Source organism: Kineosporia babensis, from assembly GCF_021129305.1.
In the GTDB taxonomy this organism is placed as follows: domain Bacteria; phylum Actinomycetota; class Actinomycetes; order Actinomycetales; family Kineosporiaceae; genus Kineosporia; species Kineosporia babensis.
In genome coordinates, this window is record NZ_JAJOMB010000001.1 from 460,622 (window position 1) to 477,137 (window position 16,516).

General features: G+C 68.6%; 14 protein-coding genes. 2 read left to right on the top strand and 12 right to left on the bottom strand.

What is annotated here, in order from left to right:
• The 9 genes from LR394_RS02110 to LR394_RS02150 form a co-directional block, all read right to left on the bottom strand.
• On the bottom strand, positions 1-1,098 hold the full coding sequence (locus tag LR394_RS02110; protein ID WP_231438596.1) for an ABC transporter ATP-binding protein: 1,098 nt from the start codon (positions 1,096-1,098) through the stop codon (positions 1-3).
• Between the two features lie 203 nt (positions 1,099-1,301).
• Positions 1,302-2,162 carry a DUF1206 domain-containing protein gene (locus LR394_RS02115; protein WP_231438597.1) on the bottom strand — a complete coding sequence of 287 codons (861 nt, stop codon included), beginning with the start codon at positions 2,160-2,162 and terminating at the stop codon, positions 1,302-1,304.
• A 93-nt stretch (positions 2,163-2,255) separates the two neighbouring features.
• Complete coding sequence (locus LR394_RS02120; RefSeq protein ID WP_231438598.1) at positions 2,256-2,999, bottom strand: IspD/TarI family cytidylyltransferase; 744 nt, start codon at positions 2,997-2,999, stop codon at positions 2,256-2,258.
• 401 nt (positions 3,000-3,400) lie between these two features.
• Positions 3,401-5,698, bottom strand: a complete 2,298-nt coding sequence (gene purL / locus LR394_RS02125; protein WP_269328584.1) for a phosphoribosylformylglycinamidine synthase subunit PurL — start codon at positions 5,696-5,698, stop codon at positions 3,401-3,403.
• Between the two features lie 11 nt (positions 5,699-5,709).
• Positions 5,710-6,429, bottom strand: a complete 720-nt coding sequence (gene purQ / locus LR394_RS02130; protein ID WP_231438600.1) for a phosphoribosylformylglycinamidine synthase subunit PurQ — start codon at positions 6,427-6,429, stop codon at positions 5,710-5,712.
• Between the two features lie 5 nt (positions 6,430-6,434).
• Positions 6,435-6,692 (bottom strand): phosphoribosylformylglycinamidine synthase subunit PurS, encoded by a 258-nt coding sequence (gene purS, locus LR394_RS02135; protein WP_231438601.1) that lies wholly within the window; start codon positions 6,690-6,692, stop codon positions 6,435-6,437.
• Positions 6,693-6,776: 84 nt separating this feature from the next.
• Positions 6,777-7,247, bottom strand: a complete 471-nt coding sequence (locus LR394_RS02140; RefSeq protein WP_231438602.1) for a nucleoside deaminase — start codon at positions 7,245-7,247, stop codon at positions 6,777-6,779.
• Positions 7,248-7,250: 3 nt separating this feature from the next.
• The gene (locus LR394_RS02145) at positions 7,251-10,004 is read right to left on the bottom strand and encodes a molybdopterin-dependent oxidoreductase (protein ID WP_231438603.1); all 2,754 of its coding nucleotides are present in this window, start codon (positions 10,002-10,004) and stop codon (positions 7,251-7,253) included.
• Positions 10,001-10,801 carry an FAD binding domain-containing protein gene (locus LR394_RS02150; RefSeq protein ID WP_231438604.1) on the bottom strand — a complete coding sequence of 267 codons (801 nt, stop codon included), beginning with the start codon at positions 10,799-10,801 and terminating at the stop codon, positions 10,001-10,003. Before LR394_RS02150 ends, LR394_RS02145 begins: the two co-directional genes overlap by 4 nt.
• Before the next feature lie 271 nt (positions 10,802-11,072).
• Between LR394_RS02150 and LR394_RS02155 the strand changes: the two genes are divergently transcribed.
• Positions 11,073-11,723, top strand: coding sequence for an MBL fold metallo-hydrolase (locus tag LR394_RS02155; protein ID WP_231438605.1), 651 nt, complete (start codon positions 11,073-11,075; stop codon positions 11,721-11,723).
• On the opposite strand, the gene LR394_RS02160 is transcribed toward LR394_RS02155, so the two are convergent.
• From LR394_RS02160 to purD, 3 genes are all read right to left on the bottom strand, one after another.
• Positions 11,710-12,897, bottom strand: a complete 1,188-nt coding sequence (locus LR394_RS02160) for an SGNH/GDSL hydrolase family protein (RefSeq protein ID WP_231438606.1) — start codon at positions 12,895-12,897, stop codon at positions 11,710-11,712. The genes LR394_RS02155 and LR394_RS02160 overlap by 14 nt on opposite strands.
• 90 nt (positions 12,898-12,987) lie before the next feature.
• Positions 12,988-14,223, bottom strand: a complete 1,236-nt coding sequence (locus LR394_RS02165; protein WP_231438607.1) for a GNAT family N-acetyltransferase — start codon at positions 14,221-14,223, stop codon at positions 12,988-12,990.
• An 81-nt stretch (positions 14,224-14,304) separates the two neighbouring features.
• Positions 14,305-15,609 carry a phosphoribosylamine--glycine ligase gene (gene purD, locus LR394_RS02170; RefSeq protein WP_231438608.1) on the bottom strand — a complete coding sequence of 435 codons (1,305 nt, stop codon included), beginning with the start codon at positions 15,607-15,609 and terminating at the stop codon, positions 14,305-14,307.
• A 95-nt stretch (positions 15,610-15,704) separates the two neighbouring features.
• Between purD and LR394_RS02175 the strand changes: the two genes are divergently transcribed.
• Positions 15,705-16,409, top strand: a complete 705-nt coding sequence (locus LR394_RS02175) for a hypothetical protein (protein ID WP_231438609.1) — start codon at positions 15,705-15,707, stop codon at positions 16,407-16,409.
• Positions 16,410-16,516 lie beyond the last annotated feature (107 nt).

Here is a 16,516-nt window from a genome sequence, read left to right on the forward strand (position 1 = left end):
CTATTCGAAACGCATGGCGTGACGGCGCGGCCAGACCACCGTCACCCGCTGGCCCGCGCCCACCGGAAGATCCTCCGGAGCAGCGCTGTTCAGTCGCAGCACCTGGATCTGCGCGCCCTCGGCGTCCAGCCTCACCGTGATCCGTGAGGTCGCGCCCAGATAGACCACGCGCAGCACCGTGCCGGTGGCCAGTACCTCGTCGGCCTCGGCCGGGTAGTCGTCGCCGACCACGCGGATCTTCTCCGGCCGCACGCTGAAAGTTGCCGTCTGGTTGAGCAACTGCACCGAGACCGCCGGCTCGAGCAGATTCACCGTGCCGATCGTCGCCGCCACCTGAGCGCTGGCCGGGCGCTCGTAGATCTCCAGCGGCGTTCCGGTCTGGGCGATCTTCCCGTTCAGCAGCACCGCGATCCGGTCACTGAGGCTCAGGGCCTGCTGGGCGTTCCGGGTGGCGACCACCAGGCTCAGGGCGAACTCCTGCCGGATCGCGCGGATCTCGTCCTGCACGTGGTCCCGCCGAGCGTGGTCGATCCCCGCAAGCGGGTCGTCGAGCAGGATCACCTGCGCTCCGGCCAGTAGCTCGCGCCCTATCGCTACGAAAAGCTGTTGCTCGGCGGGAATCTCGGCGGCTCTGGCCTGTGGATCGCCCCGGTGGCCGATGCCTTTGAGAACGGAACCAACCTCGTCCTCAATTTCACGTCGGCCCGCTCCTCGGATTCTGGCTGCTGCGGCCAGCACATCGCGGACGCTCTGGCGGGGTGCGAATCCGGTGCCGGCGAGGCCGATGGCTCGGCTGCCTTTGGGTACTTCCTGGCCGGCCAGGTGGATGTGACCGCCGTCGGGCTTGTCACCACCGGCCAGAACCTCCAGCAGAGCCGACTTTCCGGCACCGGCCGGGCCGAGCAGCGTGAGTACCTCGTGCTCGTACACCGCCAGATCCACCCCGTCCAGCACGGTGATCTGGTGCGAACGCGAGCCTGATGCTTTGCGCAGACCGGTGATCGTCAGCCATGGCGTCGGCAGATCGAGGTCCTGCAGATAGGACTGGTGCTGATAGTGCGATTGATAGGGCTGGTGCGACAGGTGTGAAGCAGCCACGTGTTTCCCACCCTCAGATCGGTCCGGTCGTGCCGCCCCCACCAGCGGCGGGCACCATTCTAGGCCGCCAGTGGATCACCGGACCCGTCTCACCTGCAGCTTTACCCCAGACACGCAGAAACTCCCCCGCGATCATGCACTTTCTCCCCGGTCGGGAGAAGGTGCGATCACGGAGGAGTTCCGCGTGACTACCGGTGCTGCGCTTACCCTTCCTTGTGCTGGCGCGCCGTCACCAGCTGGAACACCGCGTAGCAGGCCAGGCCCAGGGCGACCAGGGTGAGGATCCACTGGCCGAAGGGCTGTCCGGCCAGGGTCTTCAGCGCGGCGTCCAGGCCGCTGGCCTCTTCCGGGTCGGCCTGGATCCCGGCCACGACGAACAGGATGCCCAGCACGCCGAACGCGACGCCGCGGGAGATCCAGCCGGCCTGACCGAGACGGGTGATGCCCCGGCCCGGGTGGCCTTCCAGCTTCTCCAGGAACTTCTTCTTCACGCCCTTGTAGGCCATATACCCGGCGTAGGCGAGCACGCCCAGACCCAGGATGACCACCAGCACGCGACCGGCCGGCGCCTCCATCAGCGTGGCCGTCCAGTCGGACGTCTTCTCGCTGGAACTCTGGCTGCTGCCACCGCCCAGGCCGATCTTCAGCGACTGCACGGCCAGCGCGGCGCCGAAAATGCCTTTACCGGCTGCACTTACCCGCTTGAAGGCGCTGTCGTCGCTCGGCGGGCCGATGATGCTGAGCAGGAACTGCCAGACCGCGAAGCCGATCAGGCCGAGCCCCATCACCACGAGAAGCACCTGGCCGAAGGGCTTCTCGGCCACTTCCTGCAGGGCTCCGGTGTTGTCGGCGCTCTCTTCCGAGCCGCCCCAGGCCACCTGCAGGGCGATCCAGGCCAGCAACAGGTAGACCACCCCGATGGCGGCGACGCCGACCTGGCCGAGCTTCTTCAGCCACGGCGAATTTGCCTGATGAGCAAGACCTTTGGCGGTGTTCTGGGCCTTCTTGGCGCCCGATCCGTTGCCCTCTGATCCGCCATTGCGTGTCGGCGTCGTACTGGCCATGGTTCGACCTCTCACTTTCCTACGTGGTTGATCGCCGGACCAAAGTCGCACGATCGGATCAACCCCGCATATCGAGAGGGCTTGACGCGGGAGTCAGACCAGGGGTAGCAGCGCCTGCGCCACCCGCAGCTCGTCCGGCGTGGTCACGTGCACGTTGGTGGGCTCCCCGGCGACCACGACCACGCGCCCACCGGCCGCGCCGACCATCGCCGAGTCCTCCACCGCGTCCTCGATCTGCTCGTGGGCCCGGCGCAGTACGGCCAGGTCGAACGCCATCGGCATCTGGGCCGACACGCTGCCCCCGGCCGCAGTTGTGGCGCCCGCCAGACCAAGGATCCGAGGGCTTGAGGACGTGTCGCCCGACCTCACGCTCTCGGCCTGCGTTTCGCTGTTTACCTGCGGTGCGCGGGCGGTGACGGTCGCGCCGGCGGCGAGGCCATCGTCCTCAAGCTTCTTTACTGCGTCGGTGAGCGGTAGCCCCGGAAGCGCGGCATCGGCTCCGGCGCGCACCGCCGCAATAACGCGTTCGTAGAGCTCCGGGGTAGCGAGCGGGTGCGCCGCGTCGGTGATGCAGACGACCTCAGCGTCCTCCGGCAACGCCCTGAGCCCCGAGCGCACCGACTCAGCCCGTGTGGCGCCCCCGGTAGCGTTCCTGGTGTTGCCCGCGAACTTCCAATCGTGGCCGGCCGGAAGCACGACCACCACGCCGTCGCAGCACTCGGCCGCGATGCTGACCACTCGTTCCAGCAGAGTCTGCTCGCCCAGCTTGGCAAACTGCTTCAGCCCACCGAACCGGGTGCCACCACCGCCGGCGAGAACAACGCCCCAGACGCTCATGGGCGTCACCGTATCGCCCGTCCTGCCCTGGCTTGACCGGCGTCACAGGTGGCCGCTTCCCGGGATCTCGGTCGGCCCTGAGCTGGCGGCCAAGGCCGTGATCGGGAAGACAAAACCACGCTATGAGGGGTTTTGTCTTCCCGATCCCGAGCGAACCCGTCCAGCTGGCCTCGGAGAAGCGGGCTGGCGTTGCGTACATCGAGTACAAGCGGGACCAGATGTACCCGGTGTACACAACACGCGGTGTGCTCTGCTGATCAGGCGCCGCGAAAGCCAGCCGCTTCACCAAGCTCGCCGGCCTCACACGACGGCCCGCCCCCTGTGACCAGGAGACGGGCCGTTGTGTTGGTGCTGTGTTCGGTTGTTTCTACCGCTGTGATCGTGCTGCGTGAGCGGGTGGCTCAGGCGTTCAATGCCTCGGGCAGCGTGCGCTCGTGAGCGACCCGCAACTCGTCGAGCGTGAGCTCGAAGCGGCCCTCGACCGCGACGGTCTCCCCGCCGGTCGAGCCGAGTGCCACCACCGGCACGCCCTGGGCCTGGCAGGCCTCGGTGAACTGCTGCGCTGCCTCCGGCTTGACCGCGACCACGGCCCGGGCGGCGGACTCGGCGAACAGCAGGGTGAACGCGTCCACCCCGTCCCGCTCGCAGGCCGCCTCCAGCGAGACCGTGGCGCCCACGCCGTGGCGCAGGCTGGACTCGACCAGGGCTTGGGCCAGGCCACCGTCGGACAGGTCGTGCGCGGCGACGACCAGCTCGTCGCTCGAGGCCTGGACCATGACCGTGGCCAGGGCCTGCTCGGCGGCGAGGTCGACCTGCGGCGGCAGACCGCCCAGGTGCTCGTGCTGCGACCAGGCCCACTCGGACCCGGCGAACTCGGCCCGGGTGGTGCCGAGCAGGAACAGCTGGGCACCGGCGGACTTCCAGCCGGAGGGGGTGCGGCGGGCCACGTCGTCCAGTACGCCGAGCACGCCGACCACCGGGGTGGGGTGGATGGCCGTGCTGCCGGTCTGGTTGTACAGGCTGACGTTGCCGCCGGTGACCGGGATGCCGAGGGTCTGGCAGCCGTCGGCGAGACCGCGCACGGCCTCGGCGAACTGCCACATCACGGCCGGGTCCTCCGGGGAACCGAAGTTCAGGCAGTCGGTGACCGCGAGCGGCTTGCCCCCGGCCACGCCGACGTTGCGGTACGCCTCGGCCAGGGCCAGCTGCGCACCGGTGTACGGGTCGAGGGCGGCGAAGCGCTGGTTGCAGTCGGTGGCGATGGCCACGCCCAGACCGCTCTCCTCGTCGACCCGCAGCACACCCGCGTCGTCCGGCATCGCCTGGGCGGTGTTGCCCTGGACGTACTTGTCGTACTGGTTGGTGATCCAGGCGCGGCTGGCCAGGTTCGGCGTGCCGGCCATGGTGACGACCAGGCTCTTCAGCTCGTCGTCGGTCTGCGGCTTGGGCAGGCGGTCCGGGGTGTCGGCCTGACGGGCGTCCAGCCACTCGGGCCGGGAGTACGGGCGCTCGTAGACCGGGCCGTCGTGGGCCACACTGCGCGGCGGCACGTCGACGATGGTCTCGCCGTGCCAGAGCACGACCAGGCGACCGGTGTCGGTGACCTCACCCATCACGGTGGCCTCGACGTCCCACCGGTTGGTGATCTCCAGGAAGCCGGGCAGGTCCTCCGGCGTGACGACGGCCATCATGCGTTCCTGCGACTCGCTCATCAGGATCTCTTCCGGTGCCAGCGTGGAGTCACGCAGCGGGGCCCGGTCGAGGTGCACCAGCATGCCGCCGTCGCCGTTGCTCGCCAGCTCGGAGAAGGCGCAGCTCAGGCCGGCCGCCCCGAGGTCCTGGATGCCCTGGACCACGTCGGCCTTGAACAGGTCCAGGCAGCACTCGATCAGCACCTTCTCGGCGAACGGGTCGCCGACCTGCACGGCCGGGCGCTTGGTCGGCCCGCCCTCGGTGAAGGTGTCGCTCGCGAGGATCGAAGCTCCGCCGATGCCGTCGCCGCCGGTGCGGGCGCCGAATAGGACCACCAGGTTGCCGTTGCCGCGGGCGTTGGCCAGGTGGATGTCCTCGTGCCGCAGGGTGCCCACGGCCAGCGCGTTGACCAGCGGGTTGCCCTGGTAGCAGGGGTCGAAGGAGACCTCGCCGCCGATGTTGGGCAGGCCCAGGCAGTTGCCGTAGCCGCCGACCCCGGCCACGATCCCGGGCAGCACCCGGTGCGTGTCGGGGTGGTCGAGGGCGCCGAAGCGCAGCGGGTCCATCACCGCGACCGGGCGGGCGCCCATCGAGATGATGTCGCGGACGATGCCGCCGACGCCGGTGGCCGCACCCTGGTAGGGCTCGACGTAGCTGGGGTGGTTGTGGCTCTCCACCTTGAAGGTGACCGCCCAGCCCTGGCCGATGTCGACCACGCCGGCGTTCTCGCCGATGCCGACCAGCAGATGTTCCTTCATCGCCTCGGTGGTCTTCTCACCGAACTGGCGCAGGTGCACCTTGCTGGACTTGTACGAGCAGTGCTCGCTCCACATCACCGAGTACATCGCCAGCTCGGAGCCGGTGGGGCGGCGCTCGAGAATCTTGCGGACGGCCTCGTACTCGTCGGCCTTCATGCCGAGCGCGGCCCACGGCTGCTCCACGTCGGGCGTGGTGGCGGCCTTCTCGACGGTGTCGAGCGCGGCGCGCTGCTCGGGGGTGAGGTTCATGCTGTCGCTGGTCACGCGGAGAGCACTCCCTGCAGTGCGCTGGTGAAGAAGGCGAGGCCGTCGGTGCCGTCGCCGGTGGAGTTGGCGGCCTGGGCCTCCGGGCCGTAACCGGCCTCGGTGGCGTGCTCCGGATGCGGCATCAGGCCGACGACGGTGCCGGTGGCGTTGCTGATGCCGGCGATGTCGCGGAACGAGCCGTTGGGGTTCACGTCGAGGTAGCGGGCGACCACCCGGCCCTCACCCTCGAGCATGTCGAGAGTGGCCTGGTCGGCCGCGAAGCCACCCTCGCCGTTCTTCAGCGGGACGACGATCTCGTCGTCCTTGCCGTAGCGGTTGGTCCAGACCGTGTCGGTGCGCTCGATCCGCAGCTTCTGGTCGCGGCAGATGAACTGCTGCTGCTCGTTGCGGATCAGCGCCCCGGGCAGCAGGTGCGACTCGCACAGCACCTGGAAGCCGTTGCAGATCCCGAGCACCGGCAGACCGGGCGAGGTCTGGGTGGGCGGTCCGGCCAGCCGGATGATCTCGCTCATCACCGGGGCGAACCGGGCGATCGCGCCGCAGCGCAGGTAGTCGCCGTAGGAGAAACCGCCGGGGAGCACCACGGCGTCGACGCCCTTGATGTCCTCGTCGCCGTGCCAGAGGGACACCGGGGTACCGCCCGCGATCCTGACCGCACGCAGGGCGTCCCGGTCGTCGAGGCTGCCCGGGAAGGTGACGACACCGATCCGCATCGAGCTCACTCCTGGTCGGAGGCCGCGCGGACCGCTACGACGTCTTCGATGACGGGGTTGGACAGCAGAGTCTCGGCGGCCTGGCGGGCGCGGTCGAGAACGGCCTGGTCGACCTCACCCTCGACCTCGAGCTCGAACCGCTTGCCCTGACGGGCGCCGGCGAACTCCTTGAAGCCGAGCCGGGCGAGGGCCCCGACGACCGCCTTACCCTGCGGATCGAGGATCTCAGGCTTCGGCATGACGTCGATCACGACGCGACCCATGACATGTGCTCCTAGCTGCCAGAGGTGGGCTGATGCTGCGCCGAACGCTACCCGACGTCACCGACAAGACCGCATCGTCCCTGCTCAGTAGTCCGTTCGGTCCGCCTTTCGGCCCCACTCACCGAACGGCCGCTCGCGCTCGGAGACCGCGATCTGCTCCAGGGTGAGCGGCCAGGCCGCGGGCTCGGTGTGGAACACCTCGTAGAACGCGCGGTCGTCGAATCCGGCCTTGGCCGCGTCGTGCCGGTCGGCGGCGAAGACGATCCGCTCGACCCGGGCCCACAACGCCGAGGAGAAGCACATCGGGCACGGCTCGCAGGAGGTCACCAGCAGGCAGCCGTCCAGCTTGAAGGTGCCGAGCGTGCGGCAGGCGGCCCGGATCGCCACCACCTCGGCGTGCGCGGTCGGGTCGAGCGTGGGGGTGACCTGGTTGGTCCCGGTGGCCACGAGCTCGTCACCGCGCACGATCAGGGCCCCGAACGGCCCTCCGCCGTCGGCCACGTTCTGGGCGGCCAGGTCCACCGCCTGGTTCAGCCACTCGGTCTCGGTGACCATGCCTCAGCTCCCGTTCCCTCGATCTGTCCGGTGTCGGTGTGACTCCTGGTCCAGCCTGGCCCAGATCCGGTCGCGGCCGAACGGCAGGTCGGTGAACCGGATGCCGGTGGCCGAGCGCAGCGCGTTGGCCAGCGCCGGGGCGACCGGGTTGAACGGGCTCTCACTCATCGACTTGGCCCCCATCGGCCCCAGCCGGTCGTAAGTATCAGCGAAAACCACCTGCGTGTGCGGCACATCGGCCACCGTGGGCAGGTGATAACCCCGGAACGTGGAGGTGGTCACCGCACCCGTCCCGTCCACGTCCACGTGCTCGAACAGGGCCGCGCCGAGCGCCTGGGCCGTACCGCCCTCGATCTGGCCCTGGCACTGCATCGGATTGAGCACCGTGCCGGCATCGGCGGCCTGGATGCTCCGCAGGAACGCAATTTCACCGGTTCGGGGATCGACCGCGATCCGGAACCCGTGCACATTGAAGGCGATCGAACGAGGAGAACCGCCCGATGCGCCCTTTCCGAAAAGATCGGGACCAAGAGCGTCCAGACGCACTTTCTGGTCACCACCAACGACAGAGTCACCTTCCAGATCCCAATTTGAGACGCTGTGGTGCCCCGCCGCTCGCCGGATCACCTTTTGCTTGAGGTCCAGTGCGGCCCGCGCGGTCGCCGAGCCCGCGACGACAATTCCCGTGGACCCGAAAGCCCCGGTGTCGTAACGCACCACGTCGGTATCGGACTGACGCAGCCGAATCGCCTCGACCGAACAGTTCAGCACCTCGGCGGCGATCTGGCGGTGGACCGTGCTGGTGCCATTGCCGAACTCGGCGGTACCCACATTGAGCTCGTAACTGCCGTCGGCGAGAAGCCGAATGGTGGCCTCGCTGTGATGACCGCGTGGAGGAATGGTGTCGATCATCGCCAGGGCCATTCCCGATCCCACCAGCCACCCTTCCGGCGCAGGCGAATCGTCCTCGGCCAAAGCTTTTCGAACGGCGTTCAGACATTGATCGGCGCCATGGCTGCCGTACTCGACATCATGGTCGTCCTCGCTGGTCGAGACCATCCGGTCGCCGGGACGGACAATGTTCAGCTCGCGCAGCCGGAACGGATCCATACCGAGCTGGCGCGCCACCTCGTCCATCGCCGACTCGACCGCAAAGATCAGCTGGCTCAGCCCGTACCCGCGAAACGCTCCCGAAGGAACGGTGTTGGTATAGACGGAATACCCGTCGACCTTCTTGGCCGGGCAGCGATACACCGAGATGGATTCGTTGCAGCCGTGAAAAAGAACTCCCGGTGCATGATTTCCGTAGGCGCCGGTATTGCTGACCACATCGAGTTCGATCGCCGTGAGCGCGCCGTCCTTCCGCGCGCCGATCTTCACCCGGATCCGCATCGGATGCCGGGTGGTGGCCGCGGTGAATTGTTCCGGTCGGCTCAACTCGATCTGCACCGGACGCCCGGTGCGCAAAGTAGCCAGCGCCGCCACGTCCTCGATCAGCATTTCCTGCTTGCCCCCGAAACCACCCCCGACCCGGCCGGTGAGCACCCGGACCCGCTCTTCGGGAAGACCGAAAACGTGGGCGAGCGCGGTTCGGGTGAGAAAAGGAGTCTGACTACTGGTTCTCAGCGTCAGCCGGTCCTTTTCGTCGATCCAGGCGATACAGGCATGCGTCTCGAGGTGCGCGTGCTGCACCCGCTGTGTACGGAAGGTGTTCTCGTAGATGACATCGGCCGCCGCAAACCCGGCCTCGGCATCACCGATCCGGCCGTGCACCTCGGCCACCACGTTGTTCTCGGCCCGGGCCACCCCCTGATCGGGCGTACGATCTGGATGAAGCAACGGCGCCCCCGGCTGCATCGCCTGCTCTGGATCGAAGACCGCTTTCTTTGGGGCATAATGGATCTCGAGCTTGCGAATGCCCTCCTCGGCCGCCGCCACGGTCTCGGCGATCACAGCAGCCACGCGCTGGCCCTTGAAGCGCACGATGCGGTCGAAGACGACGGTGTCCCAGGGGTCGTCGGCCAGGCTGTCGTGGCGTCCGGTGGAGAAGAGGGTCGGGGGCGAGTCCTCGTGGGTGAGAACGGTGACGACGCCGGGGATCGCGAGAGCAGCGGTGGTGTCGATCGCGAGAATTTCGGCGTGGGCGTGGGGAGATCGGGCTAGGACGGCGTGAAGGAGTCCGGGTGGGGCTTCCTCGGGGGCGTCCAGCGTGAAACGGGCCTGTCCGGTGACGATGTCGTGCGTGGCGGGGGCGGGCAGATTGCGGCCGATGGCGGAGTTGGAGCCGGCGGGCCGGGCGGCATGAGGGTTGGGGTCTTCTACGTTGCGTATCCCTGCTATCGCGTCGCAGATGGATCGGTAGCCGGTGCAACGGCAGAGGCTGCCTTTGAGAGATCGGGGGATGTCTTGAGTCTGTTGGTCGTCCAGGCCGGATACGGTCATGATCATGCCGGCGGTGCAGAAGCCGCACTGAAATGCTTGCGCCTCGGCGAATTGGCGTTGCACAGGGTGCAGGTCGTCCGAGCCGGCCAGGCCTTCGATCGTGGTGACTTCACGTCCGGCCGCACGTTGCGCTGGATACAGGCACGAGTGCACCGGCTTTCCGTCCACGTGCACCGTGCACGCTCCGCAATCCCCCGCGTCGCAGCCCTTCTTCACCCCGGTCCAGCCCGCTGCGCGCAGGTACGTGCGCAAGCACTGGCCCGGTTCCGGCTCTTCGCTGAACGACTTTCCGTTGACCAGGACGTGATAGCTCACTGGGCCAGCTCCTGTCGGATCTCCTCGGCGTAGGTGAGAGTGAGATGCTTTCGCCAGGCCGGGAGGCCGTGCACGTCGTCATGCCACAGGTTTTCCGGAACTGCCTCCAGCACCGCGTCCCTCACCTCGCCGGCACTCGCCGAACCGGAAAACTCAATCTGGACGGGATGCTTCACCGCAGCCGTGATGCTCAGGTGCCGGCGATCGTCCATCGTTCTGCCGATCAGCAGCACCGCCGAACGGCCGTAGGTGTTCAGCGACTGCCTGCGGAACGCGGTGCGCCCGGTCAGCGCGGTAGCCGGCAGGTGGATCGAGCGCAGCCACTCGCCGGGTTCGAGAACGTGCTGGTTGTCGCCGACCACGAAGTCCGCTGCCTTGACCTGCCTTTCGCCGGAAGGCCCCTGGATCAGGCAGGTTCCGTCCAGCGCAGCCGTCAGCGAGATCATCGGGCCGGCCGGCAGCGCGTTGCAGAGGTTGCCGCCCACGGTGGCCTCGTTCCAGATCTTGAACGAGGCCAGGAAGGATTCGCAGCATTGTCTGATCAGCGGTTCCACCGTCCAGCCCGCCGGTCCGCGCCAGCCGTAGAGCTCGGCGATCGTGCAGGTGGCAGCGATTTCCAGGCCGTCGTCACGGGTGACCAGCGCCGGCCAGTCCAACGTGGTCAGGTCGAGCAGACGCCGGGTCCCGGACTGCGGCTCGGAGAACAGCCAGGTGCCGCCGGCCAGCCAGGCATCGCCCTCCCGCCAGTCCCCCAGGCCCGGATCGCAGACGAAGGCCGAGACGCGATTCAGGTCCACAACGGCTCCAGGGCAGCAAAGTCCACCAAATCACCTTTGGCGACCACCACGTCCTCTGGTCCTTGCTCCACCCCGATGCCCAACCGCAGCTCCATGCCTGACTCAACCACCCCGTCGAGCGTACGCACCACCTGTTGCAACCAGGTGTCACGCGCAAAGATGAAGTGTGCCGTGCGCCATGCACGGCGATCACCAGGACAAACGTGTGCGTCCTCGGCTCCGCCGTCGTGTCCCGATGCATCGCCGGACGGCTCGTGCCAGGGTGGTCGACGTGCGGATCACTCATATCGGGCACTCGTGTCTACTGGTCGAGACCGGCGGCGCCCGCATCCTGACCGACCCCGGCGCGTTCTCCGAGGGGTTCGAGGAACTGACCGGGCTGGACGCGATCGCGGTCACGCACCAGCACATCGATCACCTCGACACCGATCGGCTGCCGGCCCTGCTGGCCGCGAACCCACAGGCTGTGGTGCTGGCCGAGCCGGAGACGGCGGCGATCATGGCCCGGGCCGGGATCGAGGCGAAACCGCTGACGCTGGAAGAACCGGTCAAGCTCGCCGAGGCCACACTGACCGCGGTGGGTGGGGCGCACGCGGAGATCCACGCCGACATTCCGCTGATCGGGAACATGGGTCTGCAGGTCAGTGCCCCGGGCGACATCACGTTGTTCCACCCGGGCGACTCGTACGGCGCGCTGCCCTCCGGCATCGATCTGCTGGCCCTGCCGCTGAACGCGCCCTGGGCGAAGTTCAGCGAGACGGCGAATTTCGCGCGGGCGATCGCACCGGGCCGGCTGTTCCCGATTCACGATGCGTTGCTGCAGCCCACCGGCCGGGAGGTCTACCTGCGCAACCTCTCCGGCCTGCTGCCGGCCGGGGCTCAGCTGATCGACCTGGCCGGCGAAGGCCCTACCGAGATTTGACGGTCAGCGCCTTCAGGCCCTTCTCCGGTACTCCGGTGCAGGTCGAGTCACCCGCTAGACGAACGGCTTTGGCCAGGCAGATGCCGATTGCCTGCTGCCCGTAGAAGTTCGGGTGCAGGGATTCGGCGTAGTCGCCCTGGCCGGTGTAGTCGACGAAGCGGATCCATTCGGTGTCGGTCGCCTTCGGATTGCCCAGGGGGTGACTGGTGCCGTCGGCGCACAACTCGTGGCCGTCGAAGGCGTTGCTCAGGTCGAGGAAGGTGGCGCCCTGGCTCTGAGCTGCCTTGGCCTGTGCCCCCGCGATCGCCGGAATCGCAGTGCTCCCGGTCCAGGTCATGTCCGGATCGGTGAACGGGCAGCGGCCACCGGTCCACTTGAACACCCGCCGGTGCCCGTCGTACTTGTCCTCGTCGGCGGTGGGCAGGGGGTTCGGGTAGGACTGCAGAACCAGCCGGTAATCGCTGTCGGAGTAGCCGGCCTCGCGCATCGTGGCCTTGGTGTCGGCGAGCACCGCGGCCACGGCGGCGCGCATGGCGGGCAGCTCGACCTCAAGATGCGGCTGCTGCTTGCCCTTGCACGGGTCGTCGCGCAGCGTGTAGGCGGAGATGCAGCTGAACACCAGCTCGGGGAAGCTCAGGTCGTTGCCGCCGATCGAGAGCACGATCAGGTTGACCCGGCTGGTCCGGGCCAGGGCGGCGAGCTGGTCGTTCTGCGGCTTCTCCCCGCGCAGGCCGACCCCGCCCTCACTGGCCCGCAGCACGTTCGCGGCCTGAGCACCCGAGCAGGCCAGGTTCACCGGGCGCCCCGCCAGCCCGGACTTGGTGGCGCTGATGATCGGCGCCGAGTTGGAGCGGTAGCAGCCGGTCTTGGCAGTCGTGCCGTAGATCTTGCTGCGGTCGGAGTCACCGAGAAGCTCGCCGTCCTCGCGGGACCAGGCCCGGTCGGTGCCGCCACGGTCGAACAGGAACTGGTCGGAATTGCCTCTCCAGCGCCCAGCGGTTCCGGAGATGTAGCTGTCGCCCAGACTGACCACGACCGGATCGCCCGGCGGGGGTTTCAGCTGGGGCTGCGCGGTGGCGCTCTGAGGTACGGCCAGCAAAGCCGCGCTGATCAGAGCCAGTGCCACGACCCAGCGCAGCGCCCTCGCCGTGGTTCCAGAACTACCTTGCCCCACGCGAACCTCCCCCGGAGATATGCCTCTCCGAGGGTCGCACCATGTCCGTTCCGTGCGCAATGGGTGACGGTGGGTGAGTGCGTCGTGGGCTCAGAACCAGGTATGCCCCACAGTCCCCTCCGGCGCCCAGCTGAGCATCCGGTCCAGCAATCGCACCGCCCCTGCACGATGCTCATCCACCAGCCCAGCGCTCTGCAGCCGCGTCAGCGGATTTGCCCCTAGGTAGATCGATCCCAGCGTCTGCACCGGCATTGTCACGTCAGCCGACCGACCGGTAGCGGCAACCGAAACGCGCCCGTCCTCGTCCGCGTCCATTTGCCACCGCCCAGCCGCAAAGCCATCCGGATCAACCACTTCCAGCACCACTCGCCCAACCCCCTGCGCGGCGCGAGCGGTCAGACACGTAGGTACGTCCAGAATCCGTACCCAGTCGAAATCGGTGCGGTGCGACTCGGAAACGGCCCGGCGATCGGTCAGCATCCAGGTCAGGGGTTCGTGCACCGGGCGGTTCTCGGCTATCACCCGGTCCACCGGCTCGAGGTCAGCCAGGAATTGCCAAAGGGCCTGATAGGCAGCCGGGGTAGAAGCAGTGAGGTCATGCACCGAGATACCGGCGGGCTCATCGAGCGTCCATTCACCGATGGGCCGGTAGCTTGCCGTACCTACAACCGAGCCTGCGGAGTCCCGGGCGATTACGGCTGGCCTCAGTTGCTCCTTGTCCGCGTCGGGGTAAAGCCCGCAGATCCAGTCCCACCACTGTCCAGTACGCGGCAGGGCGCCGGGCATTCCAGCAGCAACGGACGCGTATAGGTCAGGCGCGACCGCCCGTAGACCTGCGTCGTTGGTGGGCTCCAAGACGATGTCCACTGGCCGGGCGAAGTGCACCCGGGCGGTGTCCACCACGAGGTCCACGGTCTCCAGCGCTGCGCCAAACCCGAACCGTCCGTAGATCGGCGCCTGGCTGGGGATCAGGTAGGCGAGGGCCAGACCACGCTCGCGGCACTCAGCAAACGCCGAACCGATGATCGCGCTGGCCACGCCCCGCCGCCGGTAACCGGGCAGCACCGTGACCGAAGTGATGGCCAGGCCCGGCACCGTACCCCTGCCGGGCACCGGCAGGTCCACGTCCCACGAACGGTAGGTGCCGTGCGCAACGCCGTCGCGAGAGGCCGTCCAGAGGCGCTGCTCGGTCATCATCAAGTGCAGGGCCTGGATGCGCTCGGACGAGGCCCGGCGGGCATCGAGGAAGCCGAGGCGGGCCACCTCGGCCCACTGCTCCACCTCGTCAGGACCGACCGGGCTGAGGTTGATCGCGGAAGCCGTCACAACCCGGAAGCTACGCCGCGGCTCCACTGGGTGCAGGTGGATTTCCGGGCGGTGCCGATCACCGGCACCGCCCGGACCAGATCACGGAGCGGTGGGCTGAGCCAGGTGCGCAGTGAGCTCGGCCGCAGCCGCCGTCTCGGCGATGTCCTTGCGGAACTGCCCGCCGCGCAGGCCGATCCGCTCCATCGCCGCGTACACCGTGGTGCGGGCCGCGGTCAGGTCGGCCCCGGTAGCTACCACCGAGAGCACCCGGCCCCCGGCAGCCACCAGTTCGCCCTCTTCCAGCGCGGTGCCGGCGTGCAGCACCCAGGCGTCAGGCCAGTCGTTCGCGTCGTCCACCCCGGTGATGGCGTCGCCCTTCACCGGCGTGTCGGGATAGTTCTCGGAGGCCAGCACCACCGTCACCGCGGCCTGGTCGCGCCACTCCAGGGCCGGCACGTGCTCCAGGTGCTGCACCGCGGCGGCCCGCAGCAGCATGCCCAGCGGCGTGGCCAGCCGGGCCAGCACGACCTGGGTCTCCGGGTCGCCGAAGCGCGCATTGAACTCGATCACCTTCACACCGCGGCTGGTCAGCGCCAGGCCGCAGTACAGCACCCCGACGAACGGGGCGCCCCGCCGGGCCATCTCGGCGATGGTCGGCCGGGCCACGTTCTCCACGACGTCCTCGACCAGGTCGTCCGGGGCCCAGGGCAGCGGCGAGTAGGCGCCCATCCCACCGGTGTTCGGGCCGAGGTCGCCGTCCAGAGCGCGCTTGAAGTCCTGCGCCGGGGCGAGCGGGAGCACCGTCTTGCCGTCGGTGATGCAGAACAGCGACACCTCGGGGCCGTCGAGGAACTCCTCGATCACCACCCGGCCGTCTTCCCGGTCCAGGCAGGCGGCGGCGTGGGCCAGCGCCACGTCCAGGTCCTCGGTGACCACGACGCCCTTGCCCGCGGCCAGGCCGTCGTCCTTGACCACGTAGGGCGCGCCGAACTCGGCCAGCGCCTGCTGCACCTCGGCGAGCGTGGTGCAGGCGAACGAGGCGCCGGTGGGCACCCCGGCGGCCGACATCACGTCCTTGGCGAAGGCCTTGCTGCCCTCGAGCTGCGCGGCGGCGCCGGAAGGCCCGAAGCAGGGGATACCGGCCGCGCGCACGGCGTCGGACACTCCGGCCACCAGCGGCGCCTCCGGCCCGACCACGACCAGATCGGCAGCGAGGTCACTCGCCAGGGCGGCCACGGCCGACGGGTCGAGCGTGTCCACCGGCAGGCAGCTGGCCTCGCCGATCAAGCTCGCGATACCCGGGTTGCCCGGCGCCGCGTACAGCCGCGTCACGCCCGGATCAGCGGCGAGGGAACGGACCAGGGCGTGCTCACGGGCTCCGGGCCCGACGACTAGAACCTTCACGGTGCACGAGGGTAATCGTCATCGGCCCCGGCTTCGTTCCGTACGCTTGGTCCGATTCAGCCTGAAGCACTACAAATCCCCTGAACGGACTCGCAATGGCTCTGCGTACCCTGCTGGTCACCGTGACGGCAGCAGCCCTGCTCGCGGGCTGTGCCGCCGAGGACGCCGTGGGTTCGACCGGCACCTCGGCCGCCGCCCTGAGCGACACGCCGGAGCTGGTTCCTTACGCAGAGTTGGAGTCGCCGCAGATCTACCGGAAGGTCCGGGCCCGGGTCCGCAAGGCCGATTCGGTGCACGTGCGGATGGAGTCGAGGAACGCAGGGGCAGTCCTGAACGTAGATATGCGCGTGAGTCGCGACGGATCCGCAACCGGCTGGGTCTCGCCCACCCCCGGGCAGCGCATCGCGCTGCTGCGGGTCGGCGACCAGGCCTGGTTCAAGGCCAACCGCGCCTTCCTGGACGCCCACGACCGGCCCGACGCCCCGGCGAACGGCGAGTGGGCCGAGGTGACCGGGCGGGGCGGGCTGGACTCCTACCTGGAGTACACCGAGACCGGCTTCTACATCGACACCCCGGCCGAGCTTGCGCCCAAGGCCGTGGGCGAGATGTTCCGGGTCGGCAACCGGCGTTTCGACGGCCGCTCCGGTGTCGGGCTCCAGGCCGGCACCCGCCCGCTCACCATCTACGCATCCACCGACGGCCGGGGTGACCTGGTCGGTTACGTGGACGACGAGATCGTTTACAGCTTCTCGGAATGGGACGATCCGGTTGTCGTCGAGCCACCCGCGCCCGGTGAATGAAGGGCCGCTGACGAGCCGGATCGCACCATCGGGTAAAACCACCACAGAAGCCCCAGCGCCAACTCTAAGCTCATACCGGAGTCGGCCGAGTAACGACCGCACGAGCC

Excerpts from the sequence above, each read along its gene's own strand:
- purL (WP_269328584.1), bottom strand. The coding sequence starts at position 5,698 with ATGAACCTCACCCCCGAGCAGCGCGCCGCGCTCGACACCGTCGAGAAG.
- LR394_RS02120 (WP_231438598.1), bottom strand. The coding sequence starts at position 2,999 with ATGAGCGTCTGGGGCGTTGTTCTCGCCGGCGGTGGTGGCACCCGGTTC.
- LR394_RS02175 (WP_231438609.1), top strand. The coding sequence starts at position 15,705 with ATGGCTCTGCGTACCCTGCTGGTCACCGTGACGGCAGCAGCCCTGCTC.
- LR394_RS02140 (WP_231438602.1), bottom strand. The coding sequence starts at position 7,247 with ATGGTCACCGAGACCGAGTGGCTGAACCAGGCGGTGGACCTGGCCGCC.
- LR394_RS02115 (WP_231438597.1), bottom strand. The coding sequence starts at position 2,162 with ATGGCCAGTACGACGCCGACACGCAATGGCGGATCAGAGGGCAACGGA.
- purS (WP_231438601.1), bottom strand. The coding sequence starts at position 6,692 with ATGGGTCGCGTCGTGATCGACGTCATGCCGAAGCCTGAGATCCTCGAT.
- purQ (WP_231438600.1), bottom strand. The coding sequence starts at position 6,429 with ATGCGGATCGGTGTCGTCACCTTCCCGGGCAGCCTCGACGACCGGGAC.